Source organism: Bradyrhizobium sp. SZCCHNRI3043 (assembly GCF_032377735.1).
In the GTDB taxonomy this organism is placed as follows: domain Bacteria; phylum Pseudomonadota; class Alphaproteobacteria; order Rhizobiales; family Xanthobacteraceae; genus Bradyrhizobium.
In genome coordinates this window covers 71,520-90,355 of the sequence record NZ_JAUHID010000017.1, presented here as the reverse complement: position 1 = coordinate 90,355, position 18,836 = coordinate 71,520, and the positions used below count along the sequence as shown (strand labels likewise).

Sequence of the window (18,836 nt, the reverse complement as noted above, 5' to 3'; positions counted from 1 at the left end):
CCCGGGAACCACAAAGCCAAGAACAAGGTGTGCGGGAGGGTCGCTCACCGTGTGCCGGGGGGCGAAATTCGATGAGACTCATTCTTCTGGGACCGCCCGGCTCGGGCAAGGGAACGCAGGCGCAGCGCCTCGTGCAGCAGTATGGCATCGTCCAGCTGTCGACCGGTGACATGCTGCGCGCCGCGGTGGCGGCGCAGACGCCGATCGGGCTGAAGGCCAAGGACATCATGGCGGCGGGCGGTCTGGTCCCGGACGAGGTCGTGGTCGGCATCATCGCGGACCGGATCGAGCAGCCCGACGCGGCCAATGGTTTCATCCTCGATGGCTTCCCGCGCACGGTGCCGCAGGCCGAGGCGCTGGATGCGCTGTTGAAGCAGAAGCAGATGAAGCTCGACGCTGTGATCGAACTCCGTGTCAATGAAGGTGTGCTGCTTGAGCGCGTCGAGCGCCGGGCCGCCGAGACCCGCGCGCGCGGCGAAGCTGTTCGGGCCGATGACACGCCGGAGGTCCTCACCAAGCGCCTGGCCAGCTACCGCGACCAGACCGCACCCCTGATCCACTATTATTCCGACCATCGGATGCTGGCGACCGTCGACGGCATGATGCCGATCGAGCAGGTGACCGAGGAGATCGGTCGGATCCTGGCCGCCGTTGGCAAGACCGGCGGTAACCGGGCGGCCAAGAAGGCGAGCCCGGCCAAGCGCAGCGCCAAGGCACCGGGCAAGACGGGGCCGGCAAAATCGGCCAAGAAGGCTGCCAAAAAGGCTCCTAAGGCAGCCGCACCGGCGAAAAAGGCAGTCAAGAAGTCCGCCAAGACCGCAAGAAAGGCAGTCAAGACGACGCCGAAGAAGGCCTCCAAGGCTTCGAAGAAGGCTGCCAGGCCCGCCGCCAAGGCCACCAGGGGAACCCGCAAAACCTCTGCAAAGGCTGCAAAAAAGCGTGCGGCGAGGTGATCGAATCTTGTAGGGGCGGTTGACGACCGCCGTGTGAATCCATTAATAAGCCCGCATCAAAGTCGGATGGTTTTCCCAGAGATGCCGGGCCCCACGAATCGAGGGGTGGGCGTCTTGTTCGCGTTTGCGGACACCTGCCCGAGATAGCGAGAATGAAGGCCGGTCCGTCCTGGGATCGGTGACAGGAGAGAAGTCCGTGGCCCGTATTGCCGGTGTCAACATCCCGACCAACAAGCGCGTCCTGATCGCGCTCCAGTACATCCATGGCATCGGCCCGAAGATCGCGGGTGAGATCGTGGAGAAGGTGAAGATCGCGGAAGATCGCCGCGTCAACCAGCTGAGCGACCAGGAAGTCCTGCAGATCCGCGAGATCATCGACCGTGACTACGTCGTCGAGGGTGACCTCCGTCGCGAGACCGGCATCAACATCAAGCGGCTGATGGACCTTGGCTGCTATCGCGGTCTGCGTCATCGCCGCGGCCTGCCGGTGCGTGGTCAGCGCACCCACACCAATGCGCGCACGCGCAAGGGGCCGGCCAAGGCGATCGCCGGCAAGAAGAAGTAATTTCGCGAGTTGCGAATAGCGGGTGGCGAGTAGGGGAAATCCCTATTCGCTACTCGCTATTCACCATTCGCGTTTCTGGTGTAGCCGCTGGCATTACGGCGGCGTTGAGATCTCAAGAAAGGTACTTATATGGCCAAGGAAGCCACACGTGTCCGCCGTCGCGAGCGCAAGAACATCGCCTCCGGCGTCGCTCATGTGAATTCGTCGTTCAACAACACCACCATCACCATCACCGACGCACAGGGCAACACCATTGCCTGGTCGTCCGCCGGTACGATGGGTTTCAAGGGATCGCGCAAGTCGACCCCGTATGCCGCGCAGGTCGCGGCGGAGGACGTGTCCAAGAAGGCCCAGGAACATGGCATGCGCACCCTCGAGGTCGAGGTTGCCGGCCCTGGCTCTGGCCGCGAATCGGCGCTGCGCGCGCTGCAGGCTGCGGGCTTCACCGTCACCTCGATCCGCGACGTGACGACGATCCCGCACAATGGTTGCCGTCCGCGCAAGCGTCGGCGCGTCTAATCTGAAAGAGGCGGACAGCATGTCCGCCTCGTCGTGCTTTTGAGACATTTCGACTGCCGCGATCTGAAGCGCGGTTCTCCAACGCCAGTCAGTCAGATCCCATGACTGGCCCATGGGTGAAACAGTGACGATCCAGAAGAATTGGCAAGAATTGATTCGGCCGAACAAGCTCCAGGTCACGCCGGGCTCCGACGCGACCCGTTTCGCCACCGTGGTTGCCGAGCCGCTGGAGCGCGGTTTCGGCCAGACGCTCGGCAATGCGCTCCGTCGCATCCTGCTGTCGTCGCTGCAGGGCGCCGCTGTGCAGTCGGTGCACATCGACGGCGTGCTGCACGAGTTCTCCTCGATCGCCGGTGTCCGCGAGGACGTGACCGACATCGTGCTGAACATCAAGGACATCTCGATCAAGATGCAGGGCGAAGGCCCGAAGCGGATGGTCGTGAAGAAGCAGGGCCCGGGCGCGGTCACCGCCGGTGACATCCAGACCGTCGGCGACATCGTCGTTCTGAACCCCGACCTGCAGCTTTGCACCCTGGACGAGGGCGCCGAGATTCGCATGGAGTTCACGGTCGCGACCGGCAAGGGCTATGTCGCCGCCGATCGTAACCGCCCCGAGGACGCGCCGATCGGCCTGATCCCGGTCGACAGCCTGTTCTCTCCGGTCCGTAAAGTCTCCTACAAGGTCGAGAACACCCGCGAGGGCCAGATCCTCGACTACGACAAGCTGACCATGACGATCGAGACCAACGGCGCGATCACGCCGGAGGACGCGGTGGCCTATGCCGCCCGCATCCTGCAGGACCAGCTCAACGTCTTCGTCAACTTCGAAGAGCCGCGCAAGGAAGTCGCCCAGGAGATCATCCCGGACCTCGCCTTCAACCCGGCCTTCCTCAAGAAGGTGGACGAGCTCGAGCTGTCGGTGCGTTCGGCGAACTGCCTGAAGAACGACAACATCGTCTACATCGGCGACCTCGTGCAGAAGTCGGAAGCAGAGATGCTGCGCACCCCGAACTTCGGCCGCAAGTCGCTGAACGAGATCAAGGAAGTACTGGCCCAGATGGGTCTGCATCTCGGCATGGAAGTGCCGGGCTGGCCGCCGGAGAACATCGACGAGCTGGCCAAGCGCTTCGAAGATCATTACTGAGCGAATAAGGAGTGGCGAATAGCGAGTAGGAAGAACTATTCGCTACTCGCACTTCTGGGCGAACGCAGGCAGCCCACCTGAGCAACATGTCCGACGAACCGTCGCGGCAGATTGAAATGAAGGACTAAGACAATGCGTCACGGCAAGGTTCATCGGAAGCTCAACCGCACCGCCGAGCATCGCAAGGCGATGTTCGCCAACATGTGCGCCGCGCTGATCAAGCACGAGCAGATCGTCACCACGCTGCCGAAGGCCAAGGAGCTCAGGCCGATCGTCGAGAAGCTCGTCACGCTCGGCAAGAAGGGCGGCTTGGCGTTGCGCCGCCAGGCGATCGCGGAGATGCGCGATGTCGACCAGGTCAAGAAGCTGTTCGACGTCCTGGCGCCGCGCTACAAGGACCGCAACGGCGGCTACACCCGCATCATCAAGGCCGGCTTCCGCTACGGCGACAATGCCGCGATGGCCGTGATCGAGTTCGTCGACCGCGACGTCGATGCCAAGGGTCAGGATTCCGGCCCGGTGCAGGAGACCTCGGAAGCCGCGTAACGGTCGCTCCGATCCAGGGTTTGCAAAGCGGCGCCTTCGGGCGCCGTTTTCGTTTGAGGTGGCGTGGCCGGATGAGGCGGGGAGGGTGTCTCGTCCTCTTGCCACATCGTCACGCGCGCGCAGCGACGCATCCAGGGCTGCGCAAAGTTGATTCCGTCGCTGTGCTCGCAGCGACATGAAGTGAGACGGTCGCGCTCACTCACGCCGCGCGGATGGTGCGGACGAAGTCATCGAGGTCATGGCGGAGGCGGTCGTTGCCTTCGGTCAGCAGCCGGGCGGCGCTGAGGACCTGAGATGAGGCCTCGCCGGTCCGTGAGGCGCCCTGTGTGACCTCGCCGATGCTGTGCGCCACCTGGGCGGTGCGCTCGGACGCGCCTTGGATGTTGCGGACGATGTCGCGCGTGGCATTGCCCTGACCCTCGATCGCGGTTGCGACGTGCGAGGCGATCTCCGAGATGCGGCTGATGATGTCGACGATGGCGCCAATGGCACCGACGGAATCCCGCGTCGCCGTCTGGATGCCGGCGATCTGCTCGCGGATATCCTCGGTCGCATCCGCGGTCTGCTTGGCGAGCGTCTTGACCTCCTGGGCGACCACGGCAAAGCCGGCACCGGCTTCACCGGCCCGCGCGGCTTCGATGGTCGCATTGAGCGCCAGCAGGTTGGTCTGCTGCGCGATCGTGGCGATCAGCTGGATGACGCTGCCGATGCGGTCGGCCGCGGCGGCCAGCATTGCCATCCGCTCGTCGGTCTGCCTCGCCTGATCGACGGCGTCGCGCGCAATGGCTGCGGAGATGTCGACCTGCCGGCCGATCTCGGCCGCCGAGGCCATCATCTGCTCGGTCGCGGCGGCGACGCGCTGCACGTTGTGCGAGGCCTCCTGGGAGGCCGAGGCCACGGCCGCCGAGAGCGCCTGGGTGTGATGGGCCGTCTCGGTCAGTCCATGCGCCGACTGCGTCAGCTCCTGCGATGCCGACGACACCGACACGATCACCTGGCCGGCGGTGGCTTCGAACGCCTCTGCCAGCCGCGCGAGCCCGGCGCGATGGCGCTCGGCAGCGCGCCGGTCCTCCTCGCGGCGGATTTCGAGCTCGGCGTCCGCGCGCTCACGGGCCTTGAGCTTGAACTGCTCGACCGCCTGCGCCATCGCGCCGATCTCGTCGCTTCGTCCGAGGCCGGGCAGCACGATCTCGAAGCGGCCGGCGGCGAGCTCGTACATCGCCGTGCTCATACGCCGGATCAGCCGCGCGACGCGGCGGCCGAACAGCACGGCGGCGACCGCGAGCGCGATTGCGGTCGCACCGGTGATCCATGTCAGCAGCTGCCGGACTTCCGCCGCCCTGCGCTCCCCCGCGTCGGCGCGCTGCTGAGCGGCGGCCGCTGCCTTGACCAGCGCCGGGCGGATGCGATCGAAGATCTGGTCGAGGTCCTCGGCCTGCTCGTCCAGCGCCTGGCGCGAGACCGCCACCGCCGCGAAGGCCTGCTTGTAGGCGCGGACGAACGGCAGGAGCTCCGACTTGCTGGCTGCCGCGACCGGCGCGCGCGCCAGCGCCGCCTCGAACTCGCTTTCGGCCTCGTCGAAGCGGTCGCTGATCCTCTCCTCGCCGCGCAGCAGGAACTCGGTCTCGAGCCGGCGCATGGCCAGCATGGCGAGCGACAGCCTGGGATCGCTGATTTGAGTGACCACGGTCTCGAACGGGCGGGCGGCATTCTGCAGCCGGCCTTGCAGCCCGTCGCCGTCGCGGAAGCCAAGCACGCGCTGCGCGCCGACGATGTTCTGGAACCGCGTCGCGTAGAGGTTGATGCCGGGGCGGAGCGCGCCGACCTCGCCGATGGGGTCTCCCTGGGGCGTGGTCGCGACATAGGCCTCGACGGCGTCGAGCGCGCGCAGCCCCTGCGCGAGGCGATCGGCGTGCCTGGCGATCAGGCTCTCGTCGCGGCTGCGCAGGAATCGCGTGGCGAGCTGTTGGGTCTCAAGAAAGCCCTCCGACAGGGTGGCGATGTGAATGCGGAACCGCATGCCGTCGTCCGCGGCCTGCTGGATCTGGGCCGCATGCTCCAGGCCGCCGAGGCAGAGCGCACCGACCACGATTACGCCGGCGGTGCCGAGCGCCGCGATCTGGGTGGCGAGGCTTGGACGTAGTCGCTGGAAGAGAACGGAGAGGAGGCGGCTTGCGTGCGCAAACAGGGCTTGCTGCATTTCTGTCACATCAGGTCTGAACGGGAGCCGTCGGGCGGAGAGACGTCGCAGAGAAGGTTGAGAGTGTTCGCGACGTTTCACACGCGCAACTACGCAAATACCTCGTCGATCTTAAAACGTTCGTGACGGAAAGTTCGAAATGGAGACAAAATCTCCCGCGGAGTCAAACGCATGGACGTTTTCTTGCGCACTGCAGCCTGGTGGTTGTGCGGCGTCGCGCTGGCTGAGCTCGCCGACCTGGCCGGCTCGCCTTCAACTGGCTGCTGTCGAAGTCACGCTACGCGTCGCTGGTGGTGACGCCCGCCGGTTTCGCGCTGTCGGTCTATCTGACCCAGCGCTTCTTCCTGAACGCGCAAGGCAGCGGCAATCCCGCAGGCGATCGCCGCACGCCACCTGACGGATACAAGCGCGCGCAGCCCGCTGGTGTCGATCCGCATCGCCATCGGCAAGGTGCTGCGAGATGACTGACAACCACGTCATGGTGGTGCCGCTGATGACGGCCGCGCTGATCGCCTACGGCACCTCGCGTCTGATCTGCGAGGAGGGGCTCTACCACGCCCTCGCCAAGGGCTTCGTCGCCAGAGCTGAGACAAAGGCTGAGGCAGCGCAAGGACCGAAGCAGTTTGCCGCGCCGTCCTGACCTCGCGCTCATCCACAGTGTTCGGCGCGCGCCGATAACCGGCGTCGGTTCAATCGCTTGATGGCAGATCCTGGGATCTGCCATCAGTTCGAAATGACCGTCGGCGGCCCCATTGCCGGCGCCGTCGCGCAAGGTTCGTCGCTCTACTTCCTGAACGGATCTGGCCGCATCAGGAGCCGGCCGGAGATCGAGTTCGGCACCTCGTAGGGTGAGCCGATCGACAGCACGTGGCTCAGCGCGATCAGCCGGTTCGGCAGCTTGGCCGGCGGCGGCGTCTGGAACGAATAGGACGTCGGGTTATGGCACAGGAAGCAGTTCAGCACGTTCTTGATCGGCGTGTTGTCGGCGTTCTGCACGAAGGTCTCGGCGGTGGCGTTGGCGAGATTGACCGAGCCGACCGCGCTGGTCTGGTTGCTGTTCAGATTGTACGAGTTGGGGAGCATCCAGACCGTGCCGTCGAGGGCGTAGTTCGCGAACGTCGATTGCGGGCCTTTCAGGCCGGAGAGAAAGCCCTGGGCTTGCGCCGTGATCGCGAAGATGTTGCCGACGCCATTGGGCTGGTTCTCGCCGCCGGTCTGGTTCTCGAGCACGACGTTGCTCACCGGTGTGAGCTTCTGGGTCGCCGGATCGAGCCGCAGTTGCGGCCGGTTGGCGCCGGGCAGAGCCGGGATGTTGACCTGTGAGAACGGCGTGCGGCCCTTGTAGAGCGTGTAGCTCTTCGGATCCGAGCGGCTCGCCGATGGCGCAAAGGTGTTGTCCGGCGTCTGCGGCGAGTTGTTCTTCAGCTCGAACGTACCCCACAGGAATTCGGGGTGGTTCTCGGTGTAGCCGACCACGTGGAGGCCGATCAGCGCCACGGTCACGGTGACGAATTTGCCGGGCACCGGGCGGATCGTGATCAGGCCGGGGGTAATGTTGTTCTCCAGCACCGGCACCTGCGCCTGGGTCGTATAGGCGCCCGCAGGCGGTGCCTGCCCGGGGTCGAGCCGCAGCCACGTCGCCTTGAACACCGCATCGCCAACGGCGAAGGAGGAATCCGCCGGCTGGCTCTGGTAGCCACCGGTCGCGATCAGGTTCTTGCGCGCCGTGCTGAAATAGCTCTGGTTCATGTGAACCGAGGCGTAGACGGGATAGCCGTTCTGCGCGACCAGCATGTTGCCGTCGGCTTCGACGATGGCGCCGGCGCCTTCGGTGAAGCCGGCCGTGCCGTGGAAGACCTGGGCACGGGCCGCCAGCGTCAGCGGGCGCGGCCGTGGTGCGCCGGCATTCTCGGCGTTGCCGAGCAACTCGTCGGGCGTCGCCAAGGTCATGAATCGCGGGACGGCGGCGCCGGAGCCCGAATCCTTCACCAGCGCCGTCGCCCAGACGAACGCCTCCCACGACCATTGATGGAAATTGCAGTCCGGCGTCGGGATGGTCTTGGTGTCGGAGGTGGGGAAGGCGGCGTCCGGCTTGAGATAATTGCCCAGTCCCTCCGACCAGCCGAAGGCCGGGCAGTTCTTCGCCGGCGGTGGAGGGGCGGCGCTGGCCGGGCTGAAGGCGCCGGCAAGGCCGCTTGCGGTGATGGTCGTCGCGAAAGTGAGCATGAGCCACTGAATCGTCTTCATGGCCGGTCTCCATTGATGTGCGCGCTGGGATGGGCCGATGGTCTCGCCGCCATGCGTCGCAAATGATTGCTGAAAATGATTCATTCAAAAGTAGTGCGCGGCGAACATGCACCCAAAGGTGAGATTTGCAAGACCGGTAGCTCACGCAACCCGCGTTTTTTTTCGGAGGCGCCTCGCGGCGTGAAATGCGGCTCTGCCGGACGGTCGATCGCGGCTGCATTCGTCTTCATCGGCCGACAGGGGCTGCAGTGTGAGCGCGGGCACGGCCGACACCGCTGATCGTGCGCATCCTTGCGGCCGTTCGCTGGAGAAGTGCGGACAATGAGGTCTTCACGCCAGTGGACGACAACCGCAGGAGAGTGAAATGAAGTCCATCATGGCCGCTGCGTTGCTGCTCGTGCTGACATCGGGCGCAAGCCTTGCGGGCACGCCGCTGATCGATGCGCGTCAGCACGACCAGTCACATCGCATCTACAACGGCATCGCGAGCGGACGGCTGACCTATCTGGAGGCGCAACAGCTCGTCCGCGGTCAGATCCACGTCCAGAAGCTGGAAAACAAGGCCAAGGTGGACGGCGTGGTGACGCCGTTCGAGCGTGCCCGCATCAACGTCGCGCAATCCGTGCAGGGCGCGCGCATATTCTGGAAGAAGCACAATTAGCCGCGCACGGCGGTTCGCTGGCGGCAAGGCGCCGCCGTGGCGGCGCTTTGCCATCATGTGATGCGACGGCGGCGCCGCTCACACCAGCGCGACCGTGACGCCGGCAGCGGCGCTGAACGCGACCACGACGAGCGGCGGCGCGCGCCATGCGACCAGCAGGACGAAGCCGATCAGGGCGATGCCAAAATCCGCGGCGTTGTGGATGGTGGTTGTCCAGACCGGGTCGTACAGGGCCGCTCCCAGCACACCGACGACCGCGGCGTTGACACCCCGCATCATCGCCTGGGCGCCGGCGCGTTTGCGGAACGAGTCCCAGAATGGCAGCGCGGCGAGCAGGACAAGCATGCCCGGCAGGAAGATGCCCAGGAGACCGAGCGCGGCTCCGACGATCCCATGCGGCTCCGGAGCGACGACGGTGCCGAGATAGGCGGCGAAGGTGAAGAGCGGGCCCGGTACGGCCTGCGCGGCGCCGTAGCCAGCGAGAAAGGCGTCGTCGCTCAGCCAGCCAGGTCCGACGAAGGCCTCGCGCAGCAGCGGAAGCACGACGTGCCCACCGCCGAACACGAGTGCGCCCGAGCGATAGAAGGCATCGAACAAGGCGACGCCGGTCGATCCCGTCACGCCGCGCAGCAGCGGAAGTCCCGCCAACAGGATGGCAAACATGGCGAGCGCAACCAGCCCCACGGTCCGCGACACCGGAATCGCGACGTGTCCGGACGGCGCCGCCTCGCCGCGGCAGAGCCACAGACCGGCGAGTCCGCCGAGAACGATCGCTCCGATCTGGGCGAGCGAGGCGGTGCTGAATAGGATGACGAGGGTTGCGGCGACCGCGATCGAGGCGCGCGTCCGGTCGGGGCAGAGCGTGCGCGCCATGCCCCAGACCGCCTGCGCGACGATGGCGACCGCGGTCAGCTTCAGTCCATGCAGCAGGCCGTCGCCGACCGGACCACTCAATTGGCCGGCACCATAGGCGAACAGCACGAGAATCGCGGCCGATGGCAGGGTGAAGCCGGTCCAGGCGGCGAGCGCGCCGAGATAGCCGGCCCGCATCAGCCCGATGGAGAATCCGACCTGGCTGCTGGCGGGGCCGGGCAGGAACTGGCAGAGGCCCACCAGATCGGCATAGGCATGCTCGTCGATCCACTTCCGCCTGACGACGAACTCGTCGCGGAAGTAGCCGATGTGGGCGATCGGACCGCCGAAGCAGGTCAGGCCGAGCGTGAGGAAGATCCGCAGGACCTCGAGCGCAGATCCGGAGCGCCCGCCGTGATCGGCGGGCGGGTTGGTCGCGGACTTCAGGCTGCTCACGGACGTTCGTTCCAGTCGCGAGGAGGTTCCTATCGGCTTTCGTTAAGGGGAAACGGGACCGTCGGCCAGTCTCAATCGCTCATGGCCGCTGATCGGACCGCGCGTCGGCTGCTGGCCATCTCATGCTTTCGATCGGTGGAATGGTGGGCACGGCGCCCCCGCGATCTCGCGCGAGGAGACCGCCTGTGCGCCTTTGCCCATTGTTGCCTGCTAGTTAGCTCCATCCCTCCAGCACGATCTTGCCGCGGGAGGTGTTGCTCTCGATCAACGCGTGCGCGCGCTTGAGGTTGGCCGCGTTGATGGTGCCGTAATTGTCGCCAAGGGTGGTGCGGATCACGCCCTTGTCGATCAGGTCGGACACGTCGTTGAGCAGATGGTGCTGCGCGATCATGTCGGGTGTCGTGAAAGATGAGCGCGTGAACATCGACTCCCAGTGGATCGAGATCGCCTTGCCCTTGAAGGCGGCGAGCGAGAACTCGGCGGGATCGTCGATCAGGCCGAACTTGCCCTGCGGCGTCATGAAGTCGGCGATTGCCTTGTAGTGCTGGTCGCTGTGGGTGAGGCTCGCGATGAGCGCGACCGGCGGCAGCTTCAGCGCGTCGATCTGCTCTTTCATCGGCTTGCCATGATCGATCACGGCATGGGCGCCGAGCTTCAGGCACCAGTCGCGCGACTCCGGTCGCGTCGCCGTGGCGAGCACGGTCAGCCCGGTGAGCCGGCGCGCGAGCTGGATCAGGATCGAGCCGACGCCGCCGGCGGCGCCCGTGATCAGCAAAGTGCGGTCGTCGAGGCTCTTGCCGGGGATTGCGCCGAGCCGGTCGAACAAGAGCTCCCAGGCCGTGATCGAGGTCAGGGGCAGGGCGGCGGCTTCGGCGAACGACAGGCTCTTCGGCTTGCGGCCGACGATGCGCTCGTCGACCAGATGGAATTCGGCATTGGTGCCCTGGCGCAGGATCGAGCCGGCGTAGAACACCTCGTCACCGGGCTTGAACAGGCTCACGTCCGGGCCGATAGCCTCGACCACGCCAGCGGCGTCATAGCCCAGGATCTTGGTTTCGCCGGCGGGCGGTGCGGCGCGCTTGCGCACCTTGGTGTCGACCGGATTGACCGAGACCGCTTTCACGGCGACGCGGATGTCGCGTCCCTTCGGCTCGGGTTTGGCGGTCTCGAAATCGAACAGCGCGCGGTCCTCGGTGATGGGCAGCGACTGCTGGTATCCGACGGCCTTCATGAACAGCCTCCTGGTTGGCTTGGCAATAGGATCTGTTTGTCCTGCTGGCATCACTTCAGCAAGTACTGTAAAAATGGGGAACTAGTCCCCATTTGGATACTATTGGGCCAAAACGCGATGAAACGGAAGAATTTCACCCGCCGTCCCGGCTGCGCGGTCGAAGCCACGCTCGATCTGATCGACGGCAAGTGGAAGGGCGTGATCCTCTACCACCTGCAGGGTGGCAGCCAGCGCTTCGGCGAGCTGCGCCGGCTGATGCCCGGCATCACTCAGCGCATGTTGACCAAGCAGCTGCGGGCGCTCGAGGACGACGGGCTGGTCGTCCGCAAGGTCTATGCCGAGGTGCCGCCGCGCGTCGAATACAGCCTGTCCGAGGTCGGCGAGAGCCTGCGGCCGGTGATCGAGGTTCTCAGAAGCTGGGGCGAGCGGCACCAGGAACGGCTGTCCTGCGCACCCGTTGCGGAGACCATCAAAGCGCCGCATCAGACCGCCTGAGCTTGGCCGCACCCGCCGTTCCGCCTATATCGAAGTCCTCATTGTCCGGGATTCTTTGCATGACGTTGATTCGCACTTCCGTGGTCCTGCTGCTGTCCCTGCTGGCCGCCTCTCCGCTCGCGGCCCAGGACCGGCGCGTGCCGCAGTCCCAGGCCGAGCTCCGGCTGTCCTATGCGCCGATCGTGCAGCGGGTGCAGCCGGCAGTCGTCAACGTTTACGCCGCCAAGGTGGTGCAGAACCGCAATCCCTTCCTCGACGATCCCATCTTCCGCCGCTTCTTCGGCCTGCAGGGCGGACCGCAGGAGCAGATGCAGCGCTCGCTCGGCTCGGGCGTGATGATCGATCAGTCGGGTCTCGTCGTCACCAACGTGCACGTCATCGAGGGCGCCGACGAGGTGAAGGTGTCGCTGTCCGACAAGCGCGAATTCGAGGCCGAGATCGTGCTGAAGGACAGCCGCACCGACCTTGCTGTGCTCAAGCTGAAGGGAACGCGCGAGTCGTTCGTCACGCTCGACCTCGCCAATTCCGACGATCTGCTGGTCGGCGATATCGTGCTGGCGATCGGCAATCCGTTCGGCGTCGGCCAGACCGTGACGCACGGCATCGTCTCGGCGCTGGCGCGCACGCAGGTCGGCATCACCGACTATCAGTTCTTCATCCAGACCGATGCCGCGATCAATCCCGGCAATTCCGGCGGTGCGCTGGTCGATATCAACGGCCGTCTGGTCGGCATCAACACCGCGATCTATTCCAAGTCCGGCGGCTCGCAGGGCATCGGCTTCGCGATTCCCGCCAACATGGTGCGGGTCGTCGTGGCGTCTGCCAAGAGCGGCGGCAAGGCGGTCAAGCGTCCGTGGCTCGGCGCGCGGCTGCAGGCGGTGACCCCTGAGATCGCCGAGAGCCTCGGCTTGCGCTCACCGACCGGCGCGCTGGTCGCCTCCGTGGTCGCGAACAGCCCGGCGGCGAAGGCGGGCATCAAGTCGTCCGACCTGATCGTGTCGATCGACGGCCAGACCGTCGACGATCCCAACGCCTTCGACTACCGCTTCGCCACGCGGCCGCTCGGCGGCACCGCGCAGATCGAGGTGCAGCGCGGCGGCAAGCCGGTGAAGGTCGCGGTCGCGCTGGAGACGGCGCCGGACACGGGGCGCAACGAGATGGTCATCAACGGCCGCTCGCCGTTCCAGGGTGCCAAGGTCGCCAACATCTCGCCCGCGGTGGCCGACGAGCTGCATCTCGATGCCGACACCGAGGGCGTCGTCATTCTCGAGCCGGGCGACGGCACCACGGCGGCCAATGTCGGCTTCCAGAAGGGCGACGTGATCATGGCGGTCAACAACCAGAAGATCGCCAAGACCGCTGATCTCGACAAGGCCGCGCGTGAGACCGCCCGCGTCTGGCGCATCACCGTGCTGCGCGGCGGCCAGCAGATCAACGTCACGCTCGGCGGATGAGTCCGAAGCGCCCCCAGCAGGGAGGCCCGAGCCTCTTCGCCGCGGCGGGGATGGAGCACGATGCGCCGCGGCCGCTGCCGGAGCGGCTGCGCCCCCACAAGCTCTCCGACGTCGTCGGACAGGATCACATCCTCGGCCCCGACGGCGCGCTGACGCGCATGCTGGAGACGCGGACGCTGGGCTCGCTGATCTTCTGGGGCCCGCCCGGCACCGGCAAGACCACGGTGGCGCGGCTGTTGGCCGATGCCACCGAGCTGCATTTCGAGCAGATCTCCGCGGTGTTCTCCGGCGTCGCCGACCTGAAGAAGGTGTTCGACGCCGCGCGCGCCCGCCGCGAGACCGGGCAGGGCACGCTTCTCTTCGTCGACGAGGTGCACAGGTTCAATCGCGCCCAGCAGGATTCCTTCCTGCCGGTGATGGAGGACGGCACCGTCGTGCTGGTCGGCGCCACCACCGAGAACCCGTCCTTCGAGCTCAACGCCGCTCTGTTGTCGCGTTCGCGCGTGCTGGTGTTCCACTCGCTCGACGCCGCCGCGATCGAGCGGCTCTACAGCAACGCCGAAGCGGTCGAGGGCCGCAAGCTGCCGCTCGACGACGAGGCGCGCGCCGTGCTGATCCGCATGGCCGACGGCGACGGCCGCGCCGCGCTGACGCTCGCCGAGGAAGTCTGGCGCTCGGCGCGCAAGGACGAGATCTTCAACGCGGTGCAACTGCAGGACATCCTGCAGCGCCGGGCGCCGATCTACGACAAGTCGGCCGACGGCCACTACAACCTGATCTCGGCGCTGCATAAGGCGGTGCGCGGCTCCGATCCGGATGCGGCGCTGTACTATTTCGCACGCATGCTCGACGCCGGCGAGGACCCGCTGTTCCTGGCGCGCCGCATCGTGCGCATGGCGGTGGAGGACATCGGCCTTGCCGATCCGCAGGCGCTGGTCATCGCCAACGCCGCCAAGGACGCCTATGATTTCCTGGGCTCGCCGGAAGGCGAGCTCGCGATCGCGCAGGCCGTGATCTATGTCGCGACCGCGCCGAAATCCAACGCCGCCTACAAGGCCTTCGGCGCCGCCAAGCGGGTGGCGAAGGAGGGCGGCTCGCTGCTGCCGCCGAAGCACATCCTCAACGCGCCGACCAAGCTGATGCAGGGCGAAGGCTACGGCGCCGGCTACCAGTACGACCACGACGCCCCCGATGCGTTCTCCGGGCAGGACTACTTCCCCGAAGCCCTCGGCCGCCAGCAGTTCTACGACCCGCCCGAGCGCGGCTTCGAGCGCGAGATCAGGAAACGGCTGGATTATTGGGCGAAGCTGAGGAAGGAGCGGGGCGGTTGAATAGCGCCTCGTTCCAGAGGCGTTGATCGTTGCTCCGCCGGACTACGTTGATTTTACCGTCCAGCAAGAAAATCAGACTGGTACCGCGGCCCTTCTTCTAGCTTCCGCCATTTTGCGCAGTGCAGCAAGCCTGCCGTTGGGTGCAGCGGTCGCGATGCGGCCTTGTTAAGCAGGCGGGATCGATCTTGGACTTCGCTTGACACCTTCATCGACTCTGGCGACTACTTTTGAAATCCCGAGACCGATTTTTGCGTCGCGCGTCCAGCTCATCTTTCTCGTTGGCCCAACAAGTGCGTTGTCGGCGAGTGTTGTGAAGGCGGGACTGCAGTTCGACAGCAGCCCTAGTTGTTGTGAGACCCTGTCCGGTCGCAACTCATTTTCGGAGCTGGACAAAGCGATTCTTTAAGGGCAGCTTCCTCTCATTAGGAAAGCTTTTTTTACAATTCATACCCGCAGGAGCGAGCCATGATATTCAAGCTGGGAGCGGTCGCATCCACTGTAAGCCTTGTGATTTTCGGCGCTGGAAGTGCAGCGGCTGCGTCCTTGTCGGAGTGCAACGCAGCACTGATCGTCTCTACCTACAACAAAATAGATGCTTCCAAGTCCGATTGGCGAATGGCGACGTTCGTAGACAAGGAGGCTTATAACAAGATCAAGGAATCGGCCGGTGCATCTGCTGTCATATACGGAGTGCCGGTGGGCGCAAATTACGACCAGTTCCGCGAGAGTATCGACCGCTACAAGACAAGCACGACGGAGAGTTTTTCGCAGGAGCAATTCCACAACATTTCTTGGACAGGCCTCGGGGCCGAGGCGGCGGATGCTTACAAGGAATGTATCAGGCAGAAGAGTCGAGGCTTGTACATTGTTCCCGATAAGGCAACCGATTCCGACCTGTCGTTCCGTGTAGTTTACGGCGTGGTTGGCGGCAGTCCCAACCCGCTTCCTGTGAAATGGATGGGTGCCGCGGCGAAGGACGCCTCCCTGCCGGGAACGGTGAGTGCCGGTGAAAAAATTATCGTCATCGACAGACCGGCCAAGTCCTCCATGCTGGCGCTCAACGACGATGCAAACGCCGGTTTTTCCGATTCGCTGATTCTGACGCCTTTGCCGCCTCCGATTCCTCCGGAGCAAAAATTCGCCAACCGGTGTGTTATTACACAGACCGATGACCCCGGACCCGTGACTAGAGGCAATTCGTTCTCATGGACTTGCGACAGGTTGAGGGCTGGCACCTACGCAGTTTCGTTGAGCGTTGTGCCCAGTGCGGCACGACCGGTCCGCTTAAACTGGCATTCGCAGATCAAATTCATTGGAGACAAGGAGACCGAGGTCTTCGATCTTGCCAAGTCTTCTGGCGGCACCATCGATACTGTGAATGCCGGCATCGGAACAAGCTTCCAGAGCAACGGTAACAACATCACTGTTAAACAGTCGGGGGCGCTTCCTGTAATCAGCGTCTTCATAGATAATACCTGGTGGCACATGGACTTTGCCAACCAGTCCAACGACCCAATCAACATTCCAAAGAATGTCAGCATATCGGTGATCGGAAAATAGATGCAAGCGCTGCAGCGGAAATGCAGTCTCTCCAATTGCACGCGCAGCGCTAGGGCCGGAGGACGCGCCCGACGACCCGGCGCGTCCTAGGTTGAGAGAGCTGCCGTCGTTGCGGTGACAGCAGAACGTTAGTTTACTTCCCGCTCTGCACGAACTCCACGATCTCCCGCGTCAGCCGGTCGTCCTCGGTGTTGATGGAGTAGACCTCCGACATGTGACTATGCTGCGGCAGCATCACCGCGCGCGCACAGCCCGCAGGCCGCTTGCAGGCGGCCTGCTTCAGGAGGTCGAACTGCTCGACGAAGCGCGGCGGGTCGAGCTCGGCGGAGGCGATCATCAGCGGCAGGCTCGAGGCCTGCAGGCCTGATAGCGACGAGCGCTCCTTGAAGCGCGAGGGATCGGTGCCGAAATAGGCCATCTCCTGGTCGCCGAGCGGCGTCGCGGTGAGGTCGTAGACGCCCGAGGCCATGATCGCGCCCGCAAGGCCGCCACCGGCGACCTTGTGGAATTCGGGATGCGCTACATAGGTCGCGACGTGCACCGCGCCGGCCGAATGGCCCATCAGATAGACGCGCGCGGGATCGCCGCCGTTCTCGGCGGCGTGGGCGGCCACCCATTGCACCGCGCTGGCGACGTCCTCGACGCCGGCGGGCCAGGGGAATTTCGGCGCCAGGCGGTAGGTGATGTTGATGCCGACGAAGCCGTGCTTGGTGGCCCATAGCATGATGTTGTCGTAGAACGGGCCGTCCGGCGTGGTGCGCTTGTTGCCGCCGATGAAGGCGCCGCCATGCACGAAGATCAGGATCGGGCGGGGCGCGGCGGCGCTGTCCGGCGTGAAGACGTCGAGCAGATTGCGCTCGGCCGTGCCGTATCTCACATCGCGCTGAACCTTGACGCCGATGTAGGGTTCCCTGGCCTGCAGCGGCGCGTAGATCGCGGCGGTCTTCGGCGGGTCGATGGCCCGGCCGATCTCGATCAGCTTCCAGGCAATGTCGTCGGGCATCGGGCTTTGTTGAGCTTGCGCGGCACCCAGCGTCAGCGCGGTCGCTACGATGCTCAGGGCCACTTTCGTCAGCGTCATTCAATTCGCTCCGATCACGTCCGATTTCGCGGGGCAAGGCCTCGCCGGGCCGATTTATCCCGATTTCGCCGTGACTGGCAGTGGCTTTTGAGATACGCAACCTGCCATGAGCCGCCGCATCAAGCGAACCCAGAGCAAATCCGACCGTCCCGCCGACCGCCGCAAGGGCGAGCGGCCGAAGGCCGAGGCTGCGCGCAGCGCAGGCGCGCCATCCAAGCGCGAGCCATCCAAGCGTCCGGATGGCGAGCGGCTGCGGCGCGACCGTTTTGCCGGCGAGCGCGAGGCGGCACCGCGTAGCGAGTTTGGTCGGGGCAAGGGCGATCGCGTTCGCGCCCCGCGCGCCGAGCGCGAGGATCGTCGCGACGCGTTCGAGTCGCGCGAGCGGCCGCCGGCCAAGCGCACCAGTGCCGGCAAGCCCGTGCGCTTTGGCGCCGAGCGGGCCGAGCGCAAGCCGGTCGCCGCACCGCCGCCGAAGAAGCCCGAGCCCGAGACGCCGGTGCTGCCGACCAAGGTGCAGACCGTCGTCGTCACCGCCGACGAGAACGGCATGCGCGTCGATCGCTTCCTCGAGGCACGCTTCCCCGGCCTGTCGTTCTCCCACATCCAGCGCATCGTCCGCAAAGGCGAGCTGCGGGTGAACGGCAAGCGCGCTGATAGCAAGGATCGCCTGGAGGAAGGCCAGAGCGTGCGCATCCCTCCGCTCAAGCTCGATGCGCCGAAGGAGCGCGCTGGCCTCACCGAGGGCGAGCGCAAGACGCTCGAAAGCCTGAAGTCGATGACGCTGTACGAGGACGACGACGTGCTCGTCCTCAACAAGCCGGCCGGGCTCGCGGTGCAGGGCGGCTCCGGCATGACCCGCCACATCGACCAGATGCTGGAGGTGATGCGCGACGCCAAGGGCCAGAAGCCGCGGCTCGTGCACCGCATCGACCGCGAGACCTCGGGCTGTCTGCTGGTCGCCAAGACCCGCTTTGCGGCGACCCATCTGACCGGCGCGTTCCGCCATCGCTCGGCCCGCAAGGTCTATTGGGCGCTGGTGGCCGGCGTGCCCAAGCCGAAGCAGGGCCGCATCTCGACCTATCTCGCCAAGGAGGAGAGCGAGGAGGATACCATCATGCGCGTCGCTGCGCATGGCGACGAGGGCGCCAGCCACGCGGTGACCTATTACGCCGTGGTCGAGGCCTCGGCCAACAAGCTCGCCTGGGTGTCCTTGAAGCCGGTCACGGGGCGCACCCATCAGTTGCGCGCGCACATGGCCCATATCGGCCACCCCATCGTCGGCGATCCCAAATATTTCAACATCGAGAACTGGGCGCTGCCCGGCGGCCTGCAGAATCGGCTGCATCTGCTGGCGCGCCGCATCGTCATCCCGCATCCGCGCGGCGGCGTGATCGATGCGACCGCACCGCTGCCGCCGCACATGCTGCAGTCGTGGAATCTGCTCGGGCTGGAGCACGACCGCTTCGACCCGATCGAGAACGCGCCGGAGGAGTGAGCGGCATCTCGTCGCCCGGATGAGCGAAGCGACATGCGGGTTCATC

17 protein-coding genes and 1 pseudogene are annotated in these 18,836 nt (G+C 65.4%); 13 read left to right on the top strand and 5 right to left on the bottom strand.

Annotation, left to right across the window (positions count from 1 at the left end):
- Positions 1–71 precede the first annotated feature (71 nt).
- From QX124_RS25960 to rplQ, 5 genes are all read left to right on the top strand, one after another.
- The gene (locus QX124_RS25960; protein ID WP_315780823.1) at positions 72–953 is read left to right on the top strand and encodes an adenylate kinase; all 882 of its coding nucleotides are present in this window, start codon (positions 72–74) and stop codon (positions 951–953) included.
- A 196-nt stretch (positions 954–1,149) separates the two neighbouring features.
- A complete protein-coding gene (rpsM, locus tag QX124_RS25955) occupies positions 1,150–1,518 on the top strand; it encodes a 30S ribosomal protein S13 (protein ID WP_006611860.1) in 369 nt (122 codons plus the stop codon).
- Between the two features lie 129 nt (positions 1,519–1,647).
- Positions 1,648–2,037: a 30S ribosomal protein S11 gene (gene rpsK, locus QX124_RS25950; protein ID WP_012045029.1), complete on the top strand. Its 390-nt coding sequence runs from the start codon at positions 1,648–1,650 to the stop codon at positions 2,035–2,037.
- A 112-nt stretch (positions 2,038–2,149) separates the two neighbouring features.
- Positions 2,150–3,181, top strand: coding sequence for a DNA-directed RNA polymerase subunit alpha (locus QX124_RS25945; protein WP_315737606.1), 1,032 nt, complete (start codon positions 2,150–2,152; stop codon positions 3,179–3,181).
- 132 nt (positions 3,182–3,313) lie between these two features.
- A complete protein-coding gene (gene rplQ, locus QX124_RS25940) occupies positions 3,314–3,727 on the top strand; it encodes a 50S ribosomal protein L17 (RefSeq protein WP_006611863.1) in 414 nt (137 codons plus the stop codon).
- 199 nt (positions 3,728–3,926) lie between these two features.
- Here the strand turns inward: rplQ and QX124_RS25935 are convergent, their stop codons facing one another.
- Positions 3,927–5,927 (bottom strand): HAMP domain-containing methyl-accepting chemotaxis protein, encoded by a 2,001-nt coding sequence (locus tag QX124_RS25935; RefSeq protein WP_315776623.1) that lies wholly within the window; start codon positions 5,925–5,927, stop codon positions 3,927–3,929.
- Positions 5,928–6,140: 213 nt separating this feature from the next.
- Between QX124_RS25935 and QX124_RS25930 the strand changes: the two are divergent.
- Positions 6,141–6,383, top strand: a pseudogene (locus QX124_RS25930) (chloride channel protein); the annotation flags it as partial.
- Between the two features lie 4 nt (positions 6,384–6,387).
- On the top strand, positions 6,388–6,567 hold the full coding sequence (locus tag QX124_RS25925; protein WP_315798657.1) for a hypothetical protein: 180 nt from the start codon (positions 6,388–6,390) through the stop codon (positions 6,565–6,567).
- Between the two features lie 143 nt (positions 6,568–6,710).
- On the opposite strand, the gene QX124_RS25920 is transcribed toward QX124_RS25925, so the two are convergent.
- Positions 6,711–8,174: a hypothetical protein gene (locus QX124_RS25920; protein WP_315737609.1), complete on the bottom strand. Its 1,464-nt coding sequence runs from the start codon at positions 8,172–8,174 to the stop codon at positions 6,711–6,713.
- 364 nt (positions 8,175–8,538) lie between these two features.
- Here QX124_RS25920 and QX124_RS25915 point away from each other — a divergent pair, with 364 nt between their 5' ends.
- Positions 8,539–8,835, top strand: coding sequence for a hypothetical protein (locus tag QX124_RS25915; RefSeq protein WP_315798656.1), 297 nt, complete (start codon positions 8,539–8,541; stop codon positions 8,833–8,835).
- 78 nt (positions 8,836–8,913) lie between these two features.
- Here the strand turns inward: QX124_RS25915 and chrA are convergent, their stop codons facing one another.
- Positions 8,914–10,134 (bottom strand): chromate efflux transporter, encoded by a 1,221-nt coding sequence (gene chrA, locus QX124_RS25910; RefSeq protein ID WP_315776784.1) that lies wholly within the window; start codon positions 10,132–10,134, stop codon positions 8,914–8,916.
- 223 nt (positions 10,135–10,357) lie between these two features.
- Positions 10,358–11,374 (bottom strand): zinc-binding alcohol dehydrogenase family protein, encoded by a 1,017-nt coding sequence (locus QX124_RS25905; protein ID WP_315776619.1) that lies wholly within the window; start codon positions 11,372–11,374, stop codon positions 10,358–10,360.
- Positions 11,375–11,491: 117 nt separating this feature from the next.
- Between QX124_RS25905 and QX124_RS25900 the strand changes: the two genes are divergently transcribed.
- The 4 genes from QX124_RS25900 to QX124_RS25885 all read left to right on the top strand — a co-directional run bounded on the left by QX124_RS25900 (position 11,492) and on the right by QX124_RS25885 (position 16,214).
- Positions 11,492–11,869: a helix-turn-helix domain-containing protein gene (locus QX124_RS25900; RefSeq protein ID WP_315737613.1), complete on the top strand. Its 378-nt coding sequence runs from the start codon at positions 11,492–11,494 to the stop codon at positions 11,867–11,869.
- 59 nt (positions 11,870–11,928) lie between these two features.
- Positions 11,929–13,323, top strand: coding sequence for a DegQ family serine endoprotease (locus QX124_RS25895; protein WP_315776618.1), 1,395 nt, complete (start codon positions 11,929–11,931; stop codon positions 13,321–13,323).
- Positions 13,320–14,654, top strand: a complete 1,335-nt coding sequence (locus QX124_RS25890; RefSeq protein ID WP_315776617.1) for a replication-associated recombination protein A — start codon at positions 13,320–13,322, stop codon at positions 14,652–14,654. The genes QX124_RS25895 and QX124_RS25890 overlap by 4 nt, the downstream gene beginning before the upstream one ends.
- A gap of 465 nt (positions 14,655–15,119) precedes the next feature.
- Complete coding sequence (locus QX124_RS25885; protein ID WP_315737616.1) at positions 15,120–16,214, top strand: hypothetical protein; 1,095 nt, start codon at positions 15,120–15,122, stop codon at positions 16,212–16,214.
- A 133-nt stretch (positions 16,215–16,347) separates the two neighbouring features.
- Here the strand turns inward: QX124_RS25885 and QX124_RS25880 are convergent, their stop codons facing one another.
- Positions 16,348–17,295, bottom strand: a complete 948-nt coding sequence (locus QX124_RS25880; protein ID WP_315798655.1) for an alpha/beta hydrolase — start codon at positions 17,293–17,295, stop codon at positions 16,348–16,350.
- Between the two features lie 106 nt (positions 17,296–17,401).
- Here QX124_RS25880 and QX124_RS25875 point away from each other — a divergent pair, with 106 nt between their 5' ends.
- A complete protein-coding gene (locus tag QX124_RS25875; protein WP_315798654.1) occupies positions 17,402–18,790 on the top strand; it encodes an RluA family pseudouridine synthase in 1,389 nt (462 codons plus the stop codon).
- Positions 18,791–18,836 lie beyond the last annotated feature (46 nt).